At 69.5% G+C, this 22203-nt stretch carries 21 protein-coding genes; 17 read left to right on the top strand and 4 right to left on the bottom strand.

Annotated elements, in window-relative coordinates; translation table 11 throughout:
- Nucleotides 1–14 precede the first annotated feature (14 nt).
- Both DVS28_RS15235 and era read left to right on the top strand, forming a co-directional pair.
- On the top strand, nucleotides 15–629 hold the full coding sequence (locus tag DVS28_RS15235; protein ID WP_216826060.1) for a LuxR C-terminal-related transcriptional regulator: 615 nt from the start codon (nucleotides 15–17) through the stop codon (nucleotides 627–629).
- A gap of 63 nt (nucleotides 630–692) precedes the next feature.
- Nucleotides 693–1586, top strand: a complete 894-nt coding sequence (gene era / locus DVS28_RS15230; protein WP_114592218.1) for a GTPase Era — start codon at nucleotides 693–695, stop codon at nucleotides 1584–1586.
- A gap of 3 nt (nucleotides 1587–1589) precedes the next feature.
- Here the strand turns inward: era and DVS28_RS15225 are convergent, their stop codons facing one another.
- On the bottom strand, nucleotides 1590–2069 hold the full coding sequence (locus tag DVS28_RS15225) for a MarR family winged helix-turn-helix transcriptional regulator (RefSeq protein WP_216826059.1): 480 nt from the start codon (nucleotides 2067–2069) through the stop codon (nucleotides 1590–1592).
- A 136-nt stretch (nucleotides 2070–2205) separates the two neighbouring features.
- Here DVS28_RS15225 and DVS28_RS15220 point away from each other — a divergent pair, with 136 nt between their 5' ends.
- From DVS28_RS15220 to DVS28_RS15200, 5 genes are all read left to right on the top strand, one after another.
- Nucleotides 2206–3183 (top strand): ATP-binding cassette domain-containing protein, encoded by a 978-nt coding sequence (locus DVS28_RS15220; RefSeq protein ID WP_114592217.1) that lies wholly within the window; start codon nucleotides 2206–2208, stop codon nucleotides 3181–3183.
- Nucleotides 3180–4031, top strand: coding sequence for an ABC transporter permease (locus DVS28_RS15215; protein ID WP_216826058.1), 852 nt, complete (start codon nucleotides 3180–3182; stop codon nucleotides 4029–4031). The genes DVS28_RS15220 and DVS28_RS15215 overlap by 4 nt, the downstream gene beginning before the upstream one ends.
- 67 nt (nucleotides 4032–4098) lie before the next feature.
- Entirely contained in the window at nucleotides 4099–4818 is a 720-nt protein-coding gene (recO, locus tag DVS28_RS15210) for a DNA repair protein RecO (RefSeq protein WP_164710588.1), read from the top strand.
- Between the two features lie 13 nt (nucleotides 4819–4831).
- Nucleotides 4832–5587, top strand: a complete 756-nt coding sequence (gene uppS / locus DVS28_RS15205; protein WP_216826057.1) for a polyprenyl diphosphate synthase — start codon at nucleotides 4832–4834, stop codon at nucleotides 5585–5587.
- Between the two features lie 66 nt (nucleotides 5588–5653).
- Nucleotides 5654–7705 carry a cell wall-binding repeat-containing protein gene (locus DVS28_RS15200; RefSeq protein WP_114592214.1) on the top strand — a complete coding sequence of 684 codons (2052 nt, stop codon included), beginning with the start codon at nucleotides 5654–5656 and terminating at the stop codon, nucleotides 7703–7705.
- A 46-nt stretch (nucleotides 7706–7751) separates the two neighbouring features.
- On the opposite strand, the gene DVS28_RS15195 is transcribed toward DVS28_RS15200, so the two are convergent.
- Nucleotides 7752–9227, bottom strand: a complete 1476-nt coding sequence (locus DVS28_RS15195; RefSeq protein WP_114592213.1) for a fused MFS/spermidine synthase — start codon at nucleotides 9225–9227, stop codon at nucleotides 7752–7754.
- 27 nt (nucleotides 9228–9254) lie between these two features.
- Here DVS28_RS15195 and DVS28_RS15190 point away from each other — a divergent pair, with 27 nt between their 5' ends.
- The 8 genes from DVS28_RS15190 to DVS28_RS15155 all read left to right on the top strand — a co-directional run bounded on the left by DVS28_RS15190 (nucleotide 9255) and on the right by DVS28_RS15155 (nucleotide 18476).
- Nucleotides 9255–10379 (top strand): DUF2332 domain-containing protein, encoded by a 1125-nt coding sequence (locus tag DVS28_RS15190; RefSeq protein ID WP_114592212.1) that lies wholly within the window; start codon nucleotides 9255–9257, stop codon nucleotides 10377–10379.
- Between the two features lie 12 nt (nucleotides 10380–10391).
- On the top strand, nucleotides 10392–11363 hold the full coding sequence (gene deoC / locus DVS28_RS15185) for a deoxyribose-phosphate aldolase (RefSeq protein ID WP_114592211.1): 972 nt from the start codon (nucleotides 10392–10394) through the stop codon (nucleotides 11361–11363).
- Between the two features lie 10 nt (nucleotides 11364–11373).
- The gene (locus DVS28_RS15180; RefSeq protein ID WP_114592210.1) at nucleotides 11374–12843 is read left to right on the top strand and encodes an aldehyde dehydrogenase family protein; all 1470 of its coding nucleotides are present in this window, start codon (nucleotides 11374–11376) and stop codon (nucleotides 12841–12843) included.
- Nucleotides 12843–13730 (top strand): aldehyde dehydrogenase family protein, encoded by an 888-nt coding sequence (locus DVS28_RS15175; protein ID WP_114592209.1) that lies wholly within the window; start codon nucleotides 12843–12845, stop codon nucleotides 13728–13730. The genes DVS28_RS15180 and DVS28_RS15175 overlap by 1 nt, the downstream gene beginning before the upstream one ends.
- Before the next feature lie 216 nt (nucleotides 13731–13946).
- Nucleotides 13947–15068, top strand: coding sequence for an amino acid ABC transporter substrate-binding protein (locus tag DVS28_RS15170; protein WP_114592208.1), 1122 nt, complete (start codon nucleotides 13947–13949; stop codon nucleotides 15066–15068).
- 152 nt (nucleotides 15069–15220) lie between these two features.
- Nucleotides 15221–16411, top strand: a complete 1191-nt coding sequence (locus tag DVS28_RS15165) for an amino acid ABC transporter permease (protein WP_164710587.1) — start codon at nucleotides 15221–15223, stop codon at nucleotides 16409–16411.
- Nucleotides 16408–17697: an amino acid ABC transporter permease gene (locus DVS28_RS15160; protein WP_114592206.1), complete on the top strand. Its 1290-nt coding sequence runs from the start codon at nucleotides 16408–16410 to the stop codon at nucleotides 17695–17697. The genes DVS28_RS15165 and DVS28_RS15160 overlap by 4 nt, the downstream gene beginning before the upstream one ends.
- Nucleotides 17694–18476, top strand: coding sequence for an amino acid ABC transporter ATP-binding protein (locus DVS28_RS15155; RefSeq protein WP_114592205.1), 783 nt, complete (start codon nucleotides 17694–17696; stop codon nucleotides 18474–18476). The genes DVS28_RS15160 and DVS28_RS15155 overlap by 4 nt, the downstream gene beginning before the upstream one ends.
- A gap of 60 nt (nucleotides 18477–18536) precedes the next feature.
- Here the strand turns inward: DVS28_RS15155 and DVS28_RS15150 are convergent, their stop codons facing one another.
- Entirely contained in the window at nucleotides 18537–19112 is a 576-nt protein-coding gene (locus DVS28_RS15150) for a TetR/AcrR family transcriptional regulator (RefSeq protein ID WP_114592204.1), read from the bottom strand.
- Between the two features lie 329 nt (nucleotides 19113–19441).
- Here DVS28_RS15150 and DVS28_RS15145 point away from each other — a divergent pair, with 329 nt between their 5' ends.
- Nucleotides 19442–20791, top strand: coding sequence for a glycine--tRNA ligase (locus DVS28_RS15145; protein WP_114594198.1), 1350 nt, complete (start codon nucleotides 19442–19444; stop codon nucleotides 20789–20791).
- Nucleotides 20792–20804: 13 nt separating this feature from the next.
- Here the strand turns inward: DVS28_RS15145 and DVS28_RS15140 are convergent, their stop codons facing one another.
- Nucleotides 20805–21104: a hypothetical protein gene (locus DVS28_RS15140; protein WP_114592203.1), complete on the bottom strand. Its 300-nt coding sequence runs from the start codon at nucleotides 21102–21104 to the stop codon at nucleotides 20805–20807.
- 28 nt (nucleotides 21105–21132) lie between these two features.
- On the opposite strand from DVS28_RS15140, the gene DVS28_RS15135 reads away from it, so the two are divergent.
- The gene (locus DVS28_RS15135; RefSeq protein ID WP_164710586.1) at nucleotides 21133–22149 is read left to right on the top strand and encodes an HD domain-containing protein; all 1017 of its coding nucleotides are present in this window, start codon (nucleotides 21133–21135) and stop codon (nucleotides 22147–22149) included.
- Nucleotides 22150–22203 lie beyond the last annotated feature (54 nt).

Raw genomic sequence — 22203 nt, 5'->3', positions numbered from 1 at the left:
CCATCCGGGTCGCGGTGACGGACACGCCTGTGGCCATCCGGCGCCAGCTCGAGGAGTGCGTCGGCCGCATGGACGGCATCGCCCTCGTCGACCAGCGGGCCACCACGTCCCCCGGTGGCGCCGACCTCGTGATCCTCGACGTGGATGCCCGGGACGAGCAGCTGTCGCGACTGCGGGCGCTGTCACGGACGACGAGGGTCGTGGCACTGGTCGACCCGCACGCCCCGGGGGTGGTGGTCAGGGCCGTGCACGCCGGGGCGGTGGGGTGCCTCGCCCGCGGACGCGTCGATGCCGACGAGCTGGTCCGGGCCGTCCACGAGGTCGTGGCCGGCGGCTCGTGGGTGTCGCCGAGCGTCGCACCGACCCTGCTGGAGCTCATCAGGACCGGCGTGCCCGACACCGTCGAACCCGCCCGGCCCGACAGCATGACCGACCGCGAGGCCGAGATCCTGTCGTTGATCGCCCGCGGCATGTCCAACACCGCCATCGCCGGGCTGCTCGTGATCTCGGAGAAGACCGTCAAGAACCACATCAACCGGGCCTACGCCAAGCTCGGCGTGGAGTCCCGCGAGCAGGCCATCGCCACCTGGACGGGGGCGGTGCCCGACGAGGTGGCCGTGGCTGCCTGACCCGCTGCCCCGGGGCTGCATGTCCCGGGCACGGTCGGCGGCCGTCGGCTACCGTCGGCGGTTGTGAGCACCTCCGTCACCGCATCAGGCGTCTGCGCCATCGTCGGTCGTCCCAACGTCGGCAAGTCGACCCTCCTCAACGCCATCATCGGTGAGAAGGTCGCCATCACGACGCGGATTCCCCAGACCACCCGCCATGCCATCCGCGGCATCCTGACCCGCGAGGACGTCCAGATCGTCTTCGTGGACACGCCGGGGGTGCACAAGCCGAAGACCCTGCTGGGCAGCCGGCTCAACGACATCGCCCAGGCGTCGCTGTCCGGTGTGGACGTCGCCGTGCTGGTCGTCGACGGCGCCAAGGGCATCGGAACGGGGGATGCCTTCATGGCCGAGCTCGTGAGCGGGCTGGGCGTGCCGATCATCGGTGTGCTCAACAAGGTCGACCGGATCGGCAAGGACGCCCAGCTGCCGGCCATCGCCGCCCTGGCGGATCTGGCCGACTTCGACGAGATCGTGCCCGTCAGCGCCCGCCGAGGTGAGCAGGTCGAGGTGCTGACCGACCTGATCGCCGCACGCATGCCCGAGGGACCGGCGCTGTACCCGGTGGAGATGGTCACCGACTCCGAGGAAGCACAGCGCATCTCGGAGATCGTGCGCGAGAAGGCCATGGTCGTCATGCGCGAGGAGGTGCCCCACTCCATCGCGGTCACCGTCGAGGAGATGGGACCCGGCCGGTCGGAGAACGTGACGGCGATCTTCGCCTCCATCTACGTCGAGCGCGACTCCCAGAAGGGCATGGTCATCGGCCGCCAGGGCGCGGTCCTCGCCCAGATCGGCACCGACGCCCGCCCCGAGCTCGAGGCGCTGCTCGGCACCAAGGTCTACCTGGACCTCCGCGTCAAGATCTCCAAGGAATGGCAGCGGGACCCCAAGAAGCTCGACAAGCTGGGCTACTGAGGATCAGGGCCAGGGGTAGCCCTCGGCCGCGCGGGCCATCAGGTTGCTGAGGGTGCGCAGCTCCTCCAGCGACAGGTCGCGCAGGCCCGACGGCGGGGTCCCCAGGCGGAAGTGGGCGCGGTAGACCGCGCCCTTCCCGTCGATGGTGAGCCGGACGCGCGTGACCCGACGGTCCTCCGGGTCGGGGTGGCGGCCCACGAAGCCCCTCGCCTCGAGCACGTCGATCATCGAGGTCATGTAGGACGGCGTGGTGTGGCACAGCTCCGCCAGCTCACGCATCGTCAGGCCACGCTCGTCGTCGAGGGGGAGCGCCAGCAGCGCGAAGTGCTGCTGTTCGGTCAGCTCCAGCGCGGCGGCGGACTCCGCCGCAGCCACCCGCATCTCCTTGCTGCGGAAGAGCTGGTACATCCCCAGCCACGCCGCCCGCGCGAGGGCCTCGGCCTCATCGACGTGTTCGCCGAGCACCTCTGCCTGCCGTTGCACGACGGCCTGCTGACTCGGTGCCGGGACCCCGCTGTCGTCTCCGGACCCACCACGGGAAGATACTTTTGCTTGCGACACTATTTCTCCAACGTTACTGTGCTCCCAGCATAACGGAACCACTGGGAGATGAGGGAGCATGACCGGGGACCTGGCCGTCGACGCCCGAGGGCTCGTCAAGGCCTACGACAAGACGCGGGCCCTCGATGGGCTCGACCTCTCCGTTCGACGCGGAACCGTCCTGGGCCTGCTCGGCCCCAACGGGGCCGGCAAGACCACGGCGGTACGCATCCTGGCGACCCTGCAGCCCGCTGACGAGGGCACGGCCACGGTCTCGGGCTTCGACGTGGCCACCCAGCCGCACGAGGTCCGCACCCGGATCGCCCTGACCGGCCAGTACGCCGCGGTGGACCAGTACCTGACCGGCCACGAGAACCTGGTGATGATCGGCCGGCTGACAGGGCTGACCCGCCGGGACGCCCACATCCGGGCCGATCAGCTGATGACCCGGTTCGGGTTGGCCGACGCGGCTGGACGGCCCAGCAAGACCTACTCGGGCGGGATGCGGCGACGACTGGACCTCGCCGCGTCGTTGGTAGCCCGACCCGACGTGTTGTTCCTGGACGAGCCCACCACCGGCCTGGACCCGGCCTCGCGGCGGTCGTTGTGGTCGGTCATCCGCGAGATCGTCGAGGACGGATCGACCCTGCTGCTGACGACGCAGTACCTGGAGGAGGCCGACGCCCTCGCCGACGAGATCCTGGTCATCGACCACGGACGCGAGCTGGCGCGTGGCACCGCCCGAGAGCTCAAGGAGCGTGTGGGCGGAGAACGGATCGAGTTCACCGTGGTGGACCACTCCCGCACCGGCGAAGCCGCCGCCCTGGTCCAGCGATTCGCGGCGGGAGACGCCGTCGTCGATCCCGCCCGCGGGACCGTCGGCTTCCCGGTCGACGGTGGTGATGCACACCTCGGCGACACGGTTCGCGCGCTGGAGTCAGCCGCCATCTCCGTGGCGGACCTGTCACTCCGGGGCGCCTCGCTCGACGACGTCTTCCTCTCCCTCACCGGTCGAACGGCCGAGGGGTCCACCGAGCAGCTGCAGGAGGCCCAGTGAGCGCCGTCCCCACCACCGTGCCCACCGCGTCGGTGCCCCGCCGGGGCGTCGTCGCCGCCGTCATCGACGCCTGGGTCATGTTCGGACGGAACCTGCGCCGCTACCAGCGACAGCCGCAGATCGCCGTCTTCGTCCTGGTCCAGCCGATCATGTTCGTGCTGCTGTTCCGCTACGTCTTCGGCGGGTCGATCCCGACGCCGGGGCTGGACTACGTGCAGTACCTGATGCCGGGGATCATCGTGCAGTCGGTCACCTTCTCCACGATCGGGACGGCCATCGGGATCGCCGAGGACCTGAAGGGCGGCATGCTCGACCGCTTCAGGTCGCTGCCGATGTCGCGCTCGGCGGTGCTGAGCGGCAGGATCCTCGCCGACGTCCTCGTCAGCGTCGTGTCCCTGGTCGTCATGCTCGCGGTCGCCTACCTGGTGGGCTTTCGCATCACGACCGGCCCGCTGCAGGCCCTCGGTGCCCTCCTGCTGATCGTGGCGTTCTCGCTGGCGTTCGCGTGGATCGCGGCCTACATCGGCCTGGCCCTGAAGGAGCCCGAGGCGGTCCAGGGCGCGGGGTTCGTGTGGATGTTCCCCCTCGCCTTCGCGTCGAGCGTCTTCGTGCTGCCCGCGACCATGCCCGGGTGGTTGCAGGGCTTCGCCACGCACAACCCGTTGTCACGGCTGGCCAACGCCGCCCGCTCGCTCACCATCGGCGGGTACCCCTGCGGCCCGAGCCTGGAGCAGACGACCCTGTGCACCGGGGTGGCCGACCAGGCGCTGCTCGTGCTGGCATGGACCGCGGCGATCGCGGCGGTCTTCCTCCCGCTGGCGGCCCGGATGTGGAAGCGGCTGGACTGAGGCCGTTCGCCCCCACGCCACGTCGCCGGTCCGCAGCGCCCTCGCCGGCCCCATCTACTCTTCCGGCGTGGCCCACTACCTCGTCGACGGCATCGTCCTGCGCAGCTACAAGCTGGGCGAGACCGACCGGATCCTGCACATCCTGAGCCCCAACCTCGGCCTGGTCCGTGGTGTCGCGAAGGGGGTCCGCAAGCCGGGATCGCGGTTCGGGGGACGGTTGGAGCCCTACGGCCACGTCAGCGTGCAGATGTACGAGGGTCGGTCCCTCGACACCGTCACCCAGGTCGAGCTCATCACCCCCAACGTCGGCGTCCGGGAGGACTGGGTGGCGTCGGCCTGCGCGGCCACGATGGCCGAGGCGTGCGACAAGCTCGCCCAGCAGGGCGAGCGCGCCACCGGCATGTTCCTGCTCCTGAAGGACTCGCTGTCGGTCCTCGCGGCAGGTCCCAACCGACCGGCGGCCGTGCTGGACGCCTTCCTGCTCCGCCTCGCCGCGCTGGAGGGCTTCCGCCCCTCGCTGGACACCTGCATCACCTGCGGGTCGACGACCGACATCGCCGCCTTCCATGTCGGCGGCGGCGTGCTGTGCAGCAGGGACACCCCCGCGGACCTGCAGCGCATCTCCCACGAGGCACTGGCTGCCCTGACCCTCCTTGCCGAGGGCGACTGGACCACCATCGCCCAGGACGACGCCCCGCTGCCGCGCAGCGTCGCCTCGCTGGTCCGCGCCTACCTGTCCCACCACCTCGCCACCACCCTGAAGGCATGGGAGTCCGTCCCCCGATGATGATGACCCGATGATGACGAACGGCACGAACGAGCAGCCCGTCCACGACATCGAGGCGATGCGACAGCGTGGCGTCCCCGACCACGTCGGCGTGATCATGGACGGCAACGGCCGGTGGGCGAAGCAGCGCGACCTGCCCCGGACCGACGGGCACACCCGCGGCGAGGAGGCGTTGTTCGACGCCGTCGAGGGTGCCCTCGAGGTGGGGCTGGAGTGGATGACGGTCTACGCGTTCTCCACCGAGAACTGGAAGCGTCCGCCCAGCGAGGTCGCCTTCATCATGTGGTTCAACCGTGACCTGCTGCTGCGACGGGCCGACGAGCTCGACGCCCGAGAGGTCCGGGTGCGCTTCATCGGACGGCAGAAACGGCCGATCCCCAAGTCCCTGCTGAAGATCATGGACGAGACCGAACGGCGCACCGCCCACCACCGCCGCCTGACCCTCCAGATCGCGTTCAACTACGGCGGCCGAGCCGAGCTCGTCGACGCTGCTCGGGCCCTGGCCGAGGACGTGAAGGCCGGCCGCCTGCAGCCGGGCCGGGTCAACGAGAAGTCCATCAGCAGCCGGCTCTACAGCCCCGATGCGCCCGACGTCGACCTCCTGGTGCGCACCTCGGGGGAACGACGCCTGTCCAACTTCATGCTGTGGGAAGCGGCGTATGCCGAGCTGGTCTTCGATGACGTGCTGTGGCCCGACTTCCGGCGCACCCACCTCTTCGACGCCATCGAGGAGTTCCAGAAGCGGACCCGGCGGTTCGGGGCCGTCTGACCGTCGGTGTCCTATGGTTGCCCCGCTCGCCGAGGGGGCGGGCACGGAGAGTCAAGGAGCAGTCAGGTGCGCGAATCGGTCACGACCGTGTCCATCATCGGCCTCGTGCTGGTGTCGTTGCTGCTGTCGTTGCTGCTGGTGGCCCTCGCGGCCCCGCCGGTCCGAGCACAACCCGACGGCACCTGTGCCTCCACCTCGGTGGCCGACGAGGCCGAGGGCGGTGAGCTGGACATCGTCGCCTACGGTGCGGCCCACCTGTGCAGCAGCGATGCCTTCGCCTTCACCTTCGTCACCCGCGACGAGTGGGCCGACAGCCGGTTCTCCGAGCTGTACGTGCGGATCGACACCGACGGCAACACCGCCAACGGCTGCAGCGAGGGCGACTACCTGCTGTACGGCGTCAACCGTGCCGACGACGGCACCGATGACGTGCTGGCGGGGGTGTTCGTGTCACCGAGCTGCGAGCAGGGTGACCTCGAGGCGGTCGGCCTGGCCACCGTCAGCCGGTCGGGGCCCCGCCGCATCACCGTCACCATCGACGCCGACGTGATCGGGACGCCCGCGGTCATCGGCCACTACGGCTCGCTGTCCAACCCGGGGGAGGACAACGCCACCGCCGACTACGCCCCTGAGCGCGGCCAGGTCGTGCTGGACACCTCCGCCCTCCCCGACGCCGACAGCGTGCCCGTGTGCGTGCCCGACCCGACCGGTGACGTGGTGGCCCGTGCCGGCAACGGCCAGGAGACGCCGATCGACCGTCCGGCCGCGGACCTCACCGAGGCCTGCATGGAGTACGGCGACGGCCTGGCGATGGCCGTCCGCCTCCCCGCCATGGACTTCGAGGCGCTCGGTCCGGGTGCCGGGCCCGCGGCGCTGCTGGACCTCGACGGCGACGCGTCGGCCGATCGGATCCTGCGGGCCATCTGGGACGGCGTCGGCTTCGCGGTGCAGATCACCGACCCCGACGGCACGGTCGTCTGCACCGGCCGGGCCATGCTCGTCGGGCAGGTGCTGCATGCCGGCGACCTCGACGCCAGCTGCGTCGAGGAGGTGGACAGCCTGGCGTTCGGCATCGGTATGGGTGCCGTCGGTGACGCCTCGACCGCGGTTGTCGATCGTGCGGGTGATGCGGCGTTCGTGTCGATGAACCGGGCGGCCGCCGTCGACCCCGCTGCCGTCGGCACCGAACCGGCCGAGATCGCGGTCGCCGATCCGGCCGCCGGGCCCCAGGATGCAGGGCTCGTGCGGCTTGCCGGCCCCGCGCGCATCGAGACGAGCGTCGCCGTTGGCCAGCAGGCCTGGCCCGACGGGGCCGCGGCTGCGGTGCTGGCCCGGCAGGACGTCGAAGCCGACGCGCTGGCGGGCGCGGCGCTGGCCGCTGCGGTCGATGGCCCCCTCCTGCTGACGCCACGCGACGGCCTGACCGGCCCCGTGGCGACCGAGCTGCGCCGGCTGCTGCCCGACGGTGCCCGGGTCTACGTGCTGGGTGGTGTCGCCGCCCTGTCCGACGACGTGGTGGTCGACGTGCAGCAGCTGGGCTTCGGCACCGTGCGCCTGTCGGGCGACTCGCGGATCGAGACCTCCCTGGCCATCGCACGGGAGGCCGCGACGCAGATCGGTGAGGTCGACCACGTGCTGGTGGCCGACGCGTTCGACTTCCCCTGGGCGCTGATGGCCGGCGCGGCGGCGGGAGCCAACGACGGCGTGGTCATCACCACCAACGCCTCCGCGCTGACCGACGCGGCACGGGTGTTCATCAGCGAACATCCCGGGGCCACCGTCACCGCCGTCGGACCGGCCGCCTCGACAGCCATTCCCGAGGCCCGGTCCATCGACGGGACCGATGCCTACGACACCTCCGTGCTGCTGGCCCGTGAGTTCTTCCCCGACGCCACCCGGGTCGGTGTGGCGAGCGGCGAACGCTTCCCCGACGGGCTGGGCGGCGGGGCGTTCAGCGCCTCGCTCGGGATGCCGCTGCTGCTGACCCCGGGCGACACGCTGGCCACCGCGGTGTCCAGCCACCTGGACACCGGCAGCTGGAACGAGATCTGGATGATGGGCGGCGAGGCCGCGCTCGGTGGCGACGTGGAGGACTCCCTCGCCACCTTCGTCGACTGACCCGACGGCGGGCGCTCGGAACGCGTCAGGTCAGCGTCGGAACGCGTCAGGTCAGCGGCGTCATCAGCTGGTCGACCGGCGCGAACTCGTCGGTCAGCACCATGCCGTCGCCGACGAAGTCGTCCACCTCCGCACCGGTGATGACGACGTCGTCGTCCGCGGTGTCCAGCGCATGCTGGGCGATGGCCTCGACGTCGATCGGCACGTCGGCGGCCACCATGATGAAGTTGCCGCCGTCGCGCCTGGCGATCCGCTCGGGCGGGGCGATGATCGCGACGTGGTCGAAGACGGCCTGCAGTGTCGCCGCCTCGGACCGCGCGAAGCCCAGGTTGCCGTAGTCGATCAGGTTGATGGCGTAGACGCCGTCGGCCCGCAGCACCCGCTGCACGTCCTCCAGCAGCTCCACGGTGGTCAGGTGCCACGGCACCGCCTGCCCGCCGAAGGCGTCGCCGATGACCAGGTCGTAGGTGTCGTCGGACTCGGCCTGCAGGTTGATGCGGGCGTCACCGGTGACCGCCTGCAGGTCCTCGCCGAGCTCCAGACCGAGCTCGTCCTCCGCCAGGGTGACCATCGCGTCGTCCAGCTCCAGGACGCGCGAGAAGGTCCCGGGGCGGGTGACCTCGAGGTACTGGGGCAGCGAGAAGCCACCGCCGCCGATGTGCAGCACGTCCAGCGGTTCACCGGGCGGCCGGAAGGTCTCCAGGACGTGCGACATCGCCTGGGCGTAGGTGAACTCCAGGTGGGTCGGGTCCTGCAGGTCGACGTAGGAGTGGCGCAGCTGGTCCAGGACCAGCAGGCGGCCCGTGGGGCGCTCGGGGTCGACGCTGACCGACGCGCAGAAGTACGCGCTCTCCAGCTGGCAGGGGGATCCGATCAGCTGGCCCAGCGCGCCGGAGCCCAGCGCCAGGACCACCACCGCGGCGATCATCGCCGGGTTGTTGCTCTCCTTGTGCAGGTAGGGCCACAGCAGCAGCCCGGAGAGGATCAGGGCGCCACCCACGCCGTAGATGATCGGTGGGGTGGGCGCGGTCGCCACCAGCAGGAAACCGGTGACGAACGTGCCGAACAGCCCGCCGATCGTGCCCAGCGCCGACAGCCATCCCACGACCGTCCCGGTCTCCTCCAGGCTGCTCAGCTGCAGCTTGACCACGGTCGGGGAGACCGCGGAGAGGATCGCGGAAGGCAGGAAGAACCCGACAGTGGCCAGCAGGACGATCGCGACCGGACCCGACCCCAGGCCAGCGTTGCCGAAGACCCGGACCAGGGGGAGGGACGCGACGCCGAACGCGCCACCGATGATCAACATCGGGGCCAGCGTGGTCCGCGGGTCGACCCGGTCGGCCAGCCGCCCGCCGTACCAGGTGCCGAAGGCGATCCCCGCGAGGACGACACCGATGATCCCGGTGAACGTCTCCAGGGTGACCCCGACATAGGGGGCCAGGAGGCGACCGGCGAGGATTTCGAGGACGAGGACGGCGGCGCTGGTGAAGAAGACGAGCGCGCCTGCGAGCAGTGAAGGCATGGGGTGGCGGATAGTACGTTGACGACGATGACGCTCCCACCGTCGGCCGGTCGGCCGGCCACCGAAGCAGACCGCAGTCGCCTGGTCGCTCGCCTGCGCAACCAGGCGACGTCCGCGGCCGACCTGGGTTCGCCCATGTACGCCACGTTGCTGCGGGGTGCCGCCACCGACGTCGACCTCGGCGGTCCCTGCTGGCGGGTGATGTCGGGTTTCGCCGACCAGCCCGACAGCCAGGCGCTCCCGTTGCGGTTCATGGCCGGCGTCCACCGGTTGGTCCTCCGGCGGCATGCACCCGCGCTGGCCATGCACTATCCCTCGGTGGGCGGCACGGCAGGGCTGGAGGGGTTGTGGTCCACGTTCCTGTCCACGGTGGCCAACCATGCCGAGGAGCTGATCGAGCTGACCGGCCTTCCCTGCCAGACCAACGAGGTCGGACGTTCTGCGGCCCTCGGCCCGGGACTGGCCTGGCTGGCCGCGCAGCACGACCTGCCGCTGCACCACCGGGAGATCGGCACGTCGGCCGGCCTCAACCTGCGATGGGACGCGTTCCGGTACGGCACCACGGACGGGACGAGCACCTGGGGGCCGGCGGACTCACCGGTGGACCTGGTGGGCCACTGGGTCGATCCGCCGACCGACCTGCCGACGACGGTCGAGGTGGCCAGCCGGGAGGGCTGTGATCCGAACCTGCTCGACCCCGCCTCACAGGACGACCGGGAGACCCTGACCGCCGCCGTGTGGGCCGACATGCCGGCGCGGCACGGACGGCTCAAGGGCGCGCTGGCGCTGGCCGAGGCCATCCCGGCGACCACGACACGTGCTGGGGCGGGGGAGTGGCTGGCCGACGTGCTGCCGGACCGGCCGGATGGGCTGACCGTCGTCTCGCACTCGGTGGTGTGGCGCTACGTCCCGACCGACGAGCAGGACGCCGTGATCCGGCTGCTGGACGACGTCGGCGGATCGGCCACGGCCTCGAGTCCGCTGGTGTGGTTGCGGCTGGAACCACGTCCACCGGCGATGGTCTACGACGGCACCCCCTACCCGCTGCTCGCGACGACCTGGCCGGGCGGGGAGACCGTGGAGCTCGGGGTCGCGCAGGCGCACGGCCAGGACCTCCGCTGGAGCCCCCGTCCGTTCGTTCCCGACAGCTAGCATCGAGCCACGATGACGACCCTCCTCCCCCCAGGCCTGGAGAGCGTTCCCGAGCCGACTGCCACCGACGCCCAGCTGCGTCGGTTCCTCCACGGACTGCCTGGTGTCGACCAGGTCGGTGCCGAGGCCCGAGTGGCCCAGCTCGCGACGCGCTCGATCAAGAACGAGTCCAAGGACTGGGCGCTCGACCTGATCATCCGCATGATCGACCTGACCACGCTGGAGGGTGCTGACACCCCCGGCAAGGTCACCTCGCTCGCGCGCAAGGGCCTGCGTCCCGATCCGGACGACCCGACGTGCCCGCCGGTGGCCGCGATCTGTGTCTATCCCGACATGGTCGCCGACGTCGTGCGGATCACCGCCGGCAGCGCCGTCAAGGTCGCCGCGGTCGCCACCGCGTTCCCCGCCGGACGCGCCGCCATGGACGTCAAGCTGGCCGACACGCGACAGGCCGTCGCCGACGGCGCCCACGAGATCGACATGGTCATCGACCGCGGCGCGTTCCTCTCGGGCCGCTACGGCAAGGTGCTGGAGGAAGTCGTCGCGGTCCGCGAGGCCTGCGGCAGCGGCCCCGACCGGGCCCACCTCAAGGTGATCCTGGAGACCGGCGAGCTGGCCACGCTCGACAACGTCCGCCGGGCATCGGTGCTGGCCATGATCGGCGGCGCCGACTTCATCAAGACCTCCACCGGCAAGGTGGCGCCGGCCTCCACCCGCCCCGTCACCATGGTGATGCTGCAGTCGGTCGTGGACTTCCGCGCCGCCACCGGCACCCAGGTGGGCGTGAAGTCCGCCGGCGGCATCCGCTCGTCCAAGGACGCCATCCGCTACCTCGTGCTGGTCAACGAGACCGCCGGCCCGGACTGGCTGACCCCCGACTGGTTCCGCTACGGCGCCTCCAGCCTGCTCAACGACGTGCTGCTCCAGCGTCGGCGCCGGACCTCCGGTGTCTACGAGGGCCACGACTACGTCACCCTCGACTAGGGGACCCGACATGACCGACACCACCCAGCCGACCACACCCACGGACGGGTTCGTCTACGCCCCGGCTCCGCAGGCCACCGACGTCGTCGACATCCGCTCCTCCTACGGGCTGTTCATCGACGGCGAGTTCGTCGCCCCCGAGGGCGATGGGTTCCGCAAGACCGTCAACCCGGCCACCGAGGAGGTCCTCGCGGAGGTCGCCGATGCCTCACCGGCCGACGTCCAGCGGGCCGTCGCAGCTGCCCGCCGGGCCCAGACCGAGGTCTGGGGGCCGATGCCCGGCAGCGAACGGGCGAAGTACCTGTACCGCATCGCCCGGCTGATCGCCGAGCGCAGCCGCGAGCTGGCGGTGCTGGAGACCATCGACAACGGCAAGCCCATCCGCGAGTCGCGCGACAGCGACCTGCCGCTGGTCAGCGCCCACTTCTTCTACTACGCCGGCTGGGCCGACAAGCTCGGGTACGCCGGCTACGGGCCCGATCCCCAGCCGCTGGGTGTGGCCGGCCAGATCATCCCGTGGAACTTCCCGCTGCTGATGGCCGCGTGGAAGCTCGCCCCGGCGCTCGCCACCGGCAACACCGTGGTGCTCAAGCCGGCCGAGACCACCCCGCTGACTGCCCTGCACCTGGCCGAGATCATCCAGCAGGCCGACCTGCCGCCCGGTGTCGTCAACATCATCACCGGGGCAGGTGAGACCGGTCAGGCGCTGGTCGACGCCGACGTGGACAAGGTGGCGTTCACCGGATCCACCGCCGTGGGCAAGGCCATCCAGCGCTCGGTGGCGGGGACGGCCAAGTCGTTGACCCTCGAGCTCGGCGGCAAGGCCGCCAACATCGTCTTCGACGACGCGCCGCTGGACCAGGCGATCGAGGGGATCGTCAACGGCATCTTCTTCAACCAGGGCCACGTCTGCTGCGCAGGCAGTCGGCTGCTCGTCCAGGAGTCCATCGCCGAACCGCTGATGGAACGGCTTCGGACCCGCCTGTCCACGCTCCGCCTCGGCGATCCGATGGACAAGAACACCGACATCGGCGCGATCAACTCCGCCGAGCAGCTCGAGCGCATCACCGCGCTGGCCTCGGCAGGGGAGGAGGAGGGTGCCACCCGGTGGTCGCCCGCCTGCGACCTGCCCGACCGTGGCTACTGGTTCCCACCGACGATCTTCTCCGACGCCAGCCAGTCCATGCGGATTGCCCGCGAGGAGATCTTCGGGCCGGTCCTGACCACGATGACCTTCCGCACCCCCGACGAGGCGGTCGCCAAGGCCAACAACACCCCCTATGGCCTGTCCGCCGGGGTGTGGACCGACAAGGGCAGCCGAATCCTCTGGATGGCCCAGCAGCTCAAGGCCGGCGTCGTCTGGTCCAACACGTTCAACCGGTTCGACCCGACCAGCCCCTTCGGCGGCTACAAGGAGTCGGGCTTCGGCCGCGAGGGCGGCCGCCAGGGGCTGGCCCCCTACCTCGAGGTGACGATCTGATGCCCGACAACACGACGACCGACCGCGTGTCGGTGGCCAAGACCCACAAGCTGTACATCGGCGGGGCGTTCCCCCGTTCGGAGTCCGGCCGCACCTACGAGGCAACGGCCGCTGACGGATCGTTCCTGGCCAACATGGCCATGGGCAGCCGCAAGGACGTCCGGGACGCGGTGTCGGTGGCATGGAAGGCCGTCGACGGCTGGGCAGGGCGCACGGCGTACAACCGCGGCCAGATCCTCTACCGCATCGCGGAGATGATCGAGGGCCGCCGCGACCAGTTCACCGCCGACGTCGCCGCCGCCGAGGGACTGGACCGGACGGCGGCCGCCGCAGAGGTCGACGCCGCCATCGACCGCTGGGTCTGGTACGCGGGCTGGACCGACAAGATCGCCCAGGTGTTCGGCAACGCCAACCCCGTTGCGGGCCCGTACTTCAACGTCTCGACCCCCGAACCGACCGGGGTGGTTGCGGTGATCGCCCCCCAGGAGTCCAGTTTGCTCGGACTGGTCAGCACCATCGCCCCGGCGCTGGCCGGCGGCAACGTCGTGGTCGCCGTCGCCAGCCAGCAGCGACCGATCCCGGCGGTCACGTTGTCGGAGGTCCTGGCCACCAGCGACGTGCCGGCAGGTGTGGTGAACCTGCTCACCGGTCACACCGACGAGCTCGCCCCGGTGCTGGCCAGCCACATGGACGTCGGTGCGATCGACCTGACGGGGGCGTCGGCCGAACAGCTCGTCGGACTGCTCGAATCGGCGGCCGGCTCGACCACGCGCATCGTGGCGCGACCCTCGACAGTGACGAGTGGGACATGGCACACTCCGCCAACAACAGCGCGCTTGCGGGGCGCGCTGGAGGTCAAGACCGTCTGGCACCCGGCCGGCGTCTGACTCGTGTTTCGGTGGTGTTAATACCACCCGAAGCAGGCCAATGGCATTGCCAATGACCGCGGTAGTAGCTATGGTCCTCGCGGCTGGTCGGACCTGTCCGATCGCACATGTACGCGGGGAGCGAGCACGAACTGCGTCGCTCAACCCAACCCAACCCGCACACCTCACGAAGGAGTCGATGCGTTGCGCATCTCAAAGAAGCTACGTCTTATCGCCATGATGCTCGTGGCCATGCTCGTCCTGGCTGCCTGCAGCTCGAGCGACGATGGCACCGACGAGTCCTCCGAGGGCGCTGACACGTCCGAGGAGACCGCCCCCGAGGGCGAAGACGGTGACGACGACACCGCCGCCACCGAGGACGCTCCGTCCACCGGCTCGACCACTGGCTCGGAGGGTTCGACCCTGCAGGCCACGCTGGACGCCGGCGTCCTGAAGTGCGGCGTCAACGGCCAGCTGAACGGCTTCTCCCTCGACGAGGGTGGCACCTACAGCGGTCTCGACGTCGACTACTGCAAGGCCGTCGCGGCCGCCGTCCTCGGCGACCCCGAGGCCGTCGAGTACACCAACCTGTCTGCGGAGACCCGTTTCACGGCCCTGCAGTCCGGTGAGGTCGACGTCCTGTCCCGCAACGGCACCTGGACCGCCTCCCGTGACGGCGAGCTGGGCCTGCAGTGGACCGCCACCACCTACTACGACGGCCAGGGCATGCTCGTCAACGCCGACGACGCCGCCGAGGCTGTCGAGGACATGGACGGCTACCTCGTCTGCGTCCAGACCGGTACCACCACCGAGCTGAACCTCGAGACCTACTTCGACAACCTGGGCATCTCCTACGAGCCCGTCAACGTTGCCGACGAGGCCGCGGTCACGGAGAACTTCTCCACCGGCGCCTGCGACGCCTACACCACCGACCGTTCCGGTCTGGCGTCCTTCGCCGCCACCTACACCGGCGGCGACGTCAAGATCCTCCCCGACGTGATGTCCAAGGAGCCGCTCGGCCCGGCCGTCCGTCAGGGTGACGACCAGTGGTTCGACATCGTCCAGTGGGTCGTCTTCGCGACCTTCCAGGCCGAGGAGTTCGGCCTGACCTCCGAGAACATCGGGTCCTTCGACGCCGGCGCCAACGCCGACATCGCCCGTTTCCTCGGTCAGGAAGACGGTCAGACCACCGGTGCTGGCCTGGGCTTCCCCGACGAGCAGTGGGCCGTTCGCGTCATCGAGGCTGTTGGTAACTACCAGGAGATCTTTGACCGCAACATCCTCCCCATCGGCCTCGACGAGGGTGTCAACCAGCTGTGGACCGAGGGCGGCCTGCACTACGCGCCGCCGTTCCGCTAGAGCACGGTTTCGGCCGCCGGTGATCCGGCGGCCGAGCTGCTCCAGCAGCCACTTGGTGTTCGGGGCGGGCGGAAACGTCCGCCCCGAATGCTGTCCGATCTGAAACACTGAACAGACACAAAGACGACAGCGCACGCGCTCGAGGAGGCCACGTGTCAACCACTGCCCCCATTCCGCCGCTGAGAAGCCAGGAGAATCCGCCGTTCTACAGGGACGTCAGGGTCATCCGGTGGATCGGACAGATAGCTGTCCTGGCGGTGGTCGTCGCAGTAGCGGCGTACCTGTACAACAACATCAGGACGAACCTGCAGGCGGCGGGCCTGCCCACGGGGTTCGAGTTCCTGGACGGCAAGTTCGGTTCGGCCATCCCCGGTCTCGACGATGCGGCTGACGAGACGGTGCTCGGCGCCTTCTGGCTCGGCTACCTCAACACCGTTCGGGTGATCCTGGTCGGCATCCCCGGCTGCACGATCATCGGCATCCTGATCGGTATCGCCCGGCTGTCCAACAACGTGGCGGTCCGCTCGTTCGGCACGCTCTACGTCGAGACGTTCCGCAACGTGCCTGCCCTCGTGTGGATCTTCATCGCGCACTTCGGCATCACGCTGGGGTCGCTGCCGCAGATCACCGAGGCGCCGACCCCGCTGGACGCCTTCGTGGTCTCCAACCGCGGGATCGGCATCCCGTGGCTGAACCCCGACTCCAACGGGGTCACGTTCATCGCGTTCATCGGCCTGGGGCTGCTGGCCGCGGTCCTGATGAGCGCCTACCGCGGACGCGTCAACGCCAAGACGGGCGAGCCCGCCCGCGGCGGGCTGTACGGCATCGGCGCGTTCCTCGTCGTGGTGGCGATCGGCAACTTCATCGCCGGCAACGCGCTTGCCCTGGATCCCGCGATGGTCGACGGCCGGCAGGTCGGTGGTGGCCTCACGGTCATCCCCAACTACGCCTCGCTCACCGTTGCCCTGACGCTCTACACCGCATCGCACGTCGCCGAGATCGTCCGCGGTGCCATCCAGGCCATCCACAAGGGGCAGACAGAGGCCGCCAACGCCGTCGCGCTGTCGACCTTCCAGCGCTACCGCTTCGTGATCCTGCCGCAGGCGTTCCGGATCATGATCCCGCCGCTGGCGAACCAGTACCTCAACATCACCAAGAACTCCTCCCTCGCGGTGGCCGTCGGCTACATCGAGATCACCGCCATCTTCGGCCGTGCCACCAACAACGCCGCGCCGGCGATCCAGACAGTGGTCGTGCTGATGGGGCTGTACCTCACGTTCTCCCTGGGCATCTCGCTCATCGCGAACTTCTTCAACAACCGACTGGCGCTGGAGACCCGATGAGCACCATCAAGACCCAGACCCCCGGTCCCGAGGACAACCCGGTCGCACCGGATGCGCCCATGCCGACCGGGCTGGATCACGGCCTGCGTGGCCTGATCCGCGAGAACCTGTTCAAGGACGCCAAGAACTCGATCCTGACGATCGTCTTCGGGCTGATCCTCGGTTACGTGCTCTACCGCGCCTCGATCTTCGTGTTCTTCAACGAGAAGGTCACCCCCGACGGTGGCATGCGGAACTCCTGGGACATCATCAGCTCCCAGCTGATCCGCTACATGGTCGGTACCCAGTTCGACGGCACCAACATCGGTTACCCGATGTTGTGGGCGGCCATCTACACGATCGCGTTCACCCTCGGCTTCGCGTCCGGCCGCCTGCCCGGCGACACCTCCCCGCCGATGACCACCCGTACGAAGCTCGGCATCATCGCCCCACCCGTCCTTGCGATGGCGGTCATCCTCAGCTTCACCGACACCATCACCCCCACGCTGCTGGTGATCGGGCTCGCGGTCCCGTTCTTCCTCGGGCAGCGAATCCCGGCGCTGCTGCCCGAGTCGGTCCTGCATCGGCGCACGCTGATCATGACCGGGCTCGTCCTGCTGGCGTTCCTGCTGGAGACCGGGTTCAACCCGGGCAACGTCGACAACTTCGGTGGCCTGCTCCTGACGGTCAACGTCGCTTTCATCTCCATCGCGGCGTGTTTCCCGCTCGGGGTGATCCTGGCGCTCACGCGTCGGTCCAGCTTCCCGCTGCTCCGGCCGGTTGCGGTGCTCTACATCGAGCTGATCCGCGGTGTGCCGCTGATCACCCTGCTGTTCATGGGTGAGTTCGCCCTGCGGTTCTTCTTCCCCTCGACGTTCGAACCGCCGGCGTCGGTGATCCGCGCGATCATCATGTTCACGCTGTTCAGCGCGGCATACGTGGCCGAGATCGTCCGTGGTGGCCTCCAGTCGGTCCCCGGCGGGCAGACCGAGGCGGGGCAGGCCGTGGGCCTGTCGCCGGTCACCATCACCCGCAAGATCGTGCTGCCGCAGGCCCTGCGGAACTCGATCCCGGCGCTCGTCGGACAGTTCATCGCCCTGCTGAAGGACACGACGCTGCTGATCATCATCAGCCAGTTCGACCTGCTCGGCGTGTCCGACCCCATCCTCGCCAGCCCCGAGTTCCAGAACCAGGGCTACGCGCCGGAGGTCTACGCCTTCGTCGCCTTCATCTTCTGGGTCATGTGCTTCTCCATGTCCCGTGCATCACAGCGTCTCGAAACCAAGCTTGGAGTTGGTACCCGATGAGCAACCTCGACGATCTTCGTTCCGCCGCGCTGAAGCCCGGCGGGACGGGCGAGCCGATCATCACGATCAGCGACATGGACAAGTTCTACGGGGACTTCCAGGCCCTGAAGGACATCAACCTCGTCGTCGGTGCCCAGGAGGTCGTGGTGGTCATCGGACCGTCCGGTTCGGGCAAGTCCACGATGATCCGCTGCGTGAACCACCTCGAGGAACACACCCGGGGTCGGATCGTGGTGGATGGCGTGGAGCTGTCCAACGACGTGCGGAACATCCAGGAGATCCGCCGCGAGTGCGGGATGGTCTTCCAGAGCTTCAACCTGTTCCCGCACATGACGATCATGGAGAACATCACCCTCGGCCCGCGGCAGGTCCGCAAGCAGCCGAAGGCCGAGGCCGAGGCCGAGGCCATGCGGCTGCTGGAGATGGTGAAGATCCCCGAGCAGGCCCACAAGCAGCCGGGGCAGCTGTCGGGCGGTCAGCAGCAGCGTGTGGCGATCGCCCGTGCGCTGGCGATGAAGCCCAAGGTGATGCTGTTCGACGAGCCCACGTCGGCGCTGGACCCCGAGATGGTCAAGGAGGTCCTGGACGCCATGCAGGAGCTGGCAGCCTCGGGCATGACCATGATCGTGGTGACCCACGAGATGGGCTTCGCCCGTGCCGTGGCCGACCGGGTGGTCTTCATGGCCGACGGCGAGATCGTCGAGGTCGGCACCCCGGAGCACTTCTTCGACAACCCGCAGGAGGAGCGCACGAAGCTGTTCCTCTCCCAGATCCTGTAGGAACGCGGACACGACGAGGCGCCGCCCCCTCGGGGTGCGGCGCCTGTTGTCGTTTCGCTGCTAGACCCGGGGACGCAGGCCGCCGGCCAGGACCTCCAGCAGCTCGTCGGCGACCGCCTCGGCCGACTGCTCGTCGGGGCTGTCGTTGCTCAGCGCACGCAGCCACAGCGAGCCGTGGATGGCGCTGACGGCCCCATCGACGTCGAGGTCCTTGCGCAGGACCCCCTCGTCGACACCGCGCTGCAGCGCCGCCGCCAGGTCCTGCTGGCCGCGCTCGAGCAACAGCTCGCGGATGGCCGGCGCTTCCTCGTCACCGCGCAGCACGGCGCCGAGCAGGTCACGGGTCAGCGCGCTGGTGCCACCGACCACGAGCTCGGCCGCGTCGACGATGTGGGCGCGCAGGTCGGCCCATGGATCATCGGTCTGTGGTGGCGACGCTGGTTCACCGCGTACCTCCACGAGCGCGTCGAGGACGACAGCCGTCCGGCTGTTCCACCACCTGTACACCGTCGCCTTGCCGACGCCCGCTCGCGCCACGATGGCGTTGATGGACGCGTCGGCGTCCGCTGTGGTGATCAGGTCGTAGGTCGCCTTAAGAATTCGGTCACGGGCCTCGAGATCACGAGGTCGGCCCATCAGGCATTCTCCATCATCGGTGGGACAAGAAGGCCCACCCCCTACCCCGAAATGAAACACGGTCAGGGGAGAAATAGCAACAGGGGTCCGCCACACGTTCTCGGAACGGGCTCCGGACCTGCACCACGGGGTGGCCGACGCGTTGCCTGCGACCCGTATGATCGTTCGTCCATCCCATCACCCCCATCCGCCCCGACGACCGGGCGATGCGCGCACGCCCCTGGAGCCCTCCTGTGACCGACGACCCGCACCTGCCGCCGACGTTCGACGCCGACTACGAAACCGTCGACCCGCTGGCCGACGACACCGTGACCGAGCACCACACCTCGATGGAGACCATCGTCGAGCTGTGCAAGCGCCGAGGCATCATCTTCCAGTCCTCGGAGATCTACGGCGGACTCCGCGGCGCGTGGGACTACGGGCCCCTCGGTGTGGCGCTCAAGGACAACGTCCGCAACGCGTGGCGCAAGTCGATGTTCCAGCTTCGCGACGACGTCGTGCCACTGGAGGCGTCGATCCTGATGAACCCCCAGGTGTGGGAGGCATCCGGCCACGTCGGCGGCTTCACCGACCCGCTGGTGGAGTGCAGCAACTGCAACACCCGCCACCGCGAGGACCAGCTGGAGACCAACAAGAAGGGCGAGGTCTACTGCCCCAGCTGCGGACAGGCCGGCACCTTCGGCGAGGCCAAGGCCTTCAACCTGATGTTCAGGACGTTCGTCGGGCCGACCGAGGACACCGCCGCGCAGGTGTGGCTGCGGCCCGAGACCGCGCAGGGCATGTTCGTGGACTTCGCCCACGTGCAGCTGACCGCGCGCAAGAAGATCCCGTTCGGCATCGGCCAGATCGGCCGGTCGTTCCGCAACGAGATCACCCCACGCAACTTCATCTTCCGGGTCCGCGAGTTCGAGCAGATGGAGATGGAGTTCTTCTGCAAGCCGGGCACCGACGAGGAGTGGCACGCCTACTGGATCCGCCAGCGCTACGACTGGTACCGCAACCTCGGCCTGCGGACCGACAACATCCGCATCCGCCCGCACGCCGATGACGAGCTGTCCCACTACTCCAAGGGCACCGTCGACATCGAGTACCGGTTCCCCATGGGCTGGGGCGAGATCGAGGGCATCGCCAACCGCGGCAACTTCGACCTGACCCAGCACGCGGAGCACTCCGGCAAGGACCTGTCGTACTTCGACCAGGCCGCCGACGAGCGCTACCTGCCCTACGTCATCGAGCCCGCGGCCGGTGTGGACCGCATCGCCCTGACCTTCCTCGTCGACGCCTACCGGCAGGAAGAGGCGCCGACCGCCAAGGGCGGCACCGAGACCCGCACCGTCCTCAAGCTGCACCCCGAGATCGCGCCGGTGAAGGTCGCCGTCCTGCCGCTGTCGAAGAAGGACACGCTGACGCCGACGGCACGGGAGGTCAACGACCTGCTCAAGCCGCACTTCGCCAACGTGGACTACGACGAGGCCGGCCAGATCGGCCGCCGTTACCGCCGTCAGGACGAGGTCGGCACGCCGTTCTGCGTGACCGTGGACTTCGAGACCGTCGAGGACGACCGGGCCGTCACCGTTCGCGACCGCGACACGATGACGCAGGAGCGCATCCCGATCGAGAAGCTGGTCGGCTACCTGCAGGAGCGCTTCGCCCAGCCGTGGAGCCCCGACTCCGCCTGAGCCGACGCACGCGTCAACGCCAGGGGTCGTGCGGCTCGGGGTCGGCAACCGCATCGCGGACCAGCCGGGCTGCATCGGCCTCGATGCGTTCGGTGCGCTGCATGATCTGGGCGACCCCGCGGGCCATCCACGCGGCCAGCCGCAGGACCGTGCCGGCGATGAACGTCACGACCCAGGCGATGATCGCGAACGGCAGGTTGCCGTCCCTGAACAGCAGCGCCCCGGCGACGACACCGGCCAGGCCGGCGACGTAGACCAGGCCGTCGGCCACTCGGGCGGCGACCACGAGCTCGTTGGGCTTCACAGGATCCATGGCGACGCCGATGCTAGCCTCGTGGTCGGTGACAACGTCACGAACACCCCGTGATCGAACCGAGGAACTGGAGCACGCCAGCCTCTCGGGATGGGCCACGTTGTCCGCAGAGACCAAGGGACGCGAGCAGCACGAGCCGGCGGACCCGTTGCGTTCGACGTTCCAGGTCGACGTGCACCGCATCCTCGCCTCGACCGCGTTCGGTCGGCTCAAGGACAAGAGCCACGTGCTGCTGGCCCCGGGTGGGGACGGGTACCGCTCCCGCATCGACCACACGCTGTTCGGCTGCCGGATCGCCCGGACCATCAGCCGGGCGCTCCGGCTCAACGAGGACCTCACCGAGGCGATCGCCCTGGGCCGTGACCTCGGCGCCGCCGCGTTCGCACGGGCCGGTGACGAGGCGTTCGGGCTGTTCACCGAGGAGCCGTTCCGCCACAACCACCAGTCGGTCAGGGTGGTGGAGCTCATCGAGGAGGAGGGGCAGGGGCTGAACCTCTGCTGGGAGGTGCGCGACGGCATCGCCACCCACACCATGGCTGCGGAGATGCCGGCCACCCGCGAGGGCGAGGTCGTCCGCCTGGCCGACCGGATCGCCGGCGTCATCGGTGAGCTCCGCGACGCCCTGGCCGTCGGCGTGATCGTCTCCGAGGACCTTCCCGAGACGGCCACGAGCATCCTCGGCCCGACGCCCGAGGACTGGATCACCGCCCTGTGCACCGATGTGGTGCAGGCGTCCGCCGACACCCCCGAGATCCGGCTGTCCCACCCCGCAGCGGCGGTCCTCGACGCCATGGAGGACATCGCCGCCACACGGGTCAGCGGTCGGCACGGGGTCCTCGCCGAACGCGCGCGGGGTGCCCACTGCCTGTCCAGCCTCGTCGTGTTCTACGTCGACAACCCCGGCCGGCTGCCCAGCCAGTTCCGCAACGGCGGGGACCCCGAGCTGCAGCGCGTCATCGACTTCGTGACCTCCCTGACCGACGGGCAGGCGTTGCGGTTGTTCAACCAGCTGCTGCTGCCCCGACGGTCGCCGCACCGCCTCTGACCCGCACCCGAGTGCCCGAGGGTCCCGGCGACGTCGCAGGCCGACACTAGAATC

Origin of the sequence: Euzebya pacifica (assembly GCF_003344865.1) — a bacterium.
In the GTDB taxonomy this organism is placed as follows: Bacteria; Actinomycetota; Nitriliruptoria; order Euzebyales; family Euzebyaceae; genus Euzebya; species Euzebya pacifica.
The sequence above is the reverse complement of the archived record's forward strand: the minus strand, read 5'-3'. Positions and strand labels throughout refer to the sequence as shown.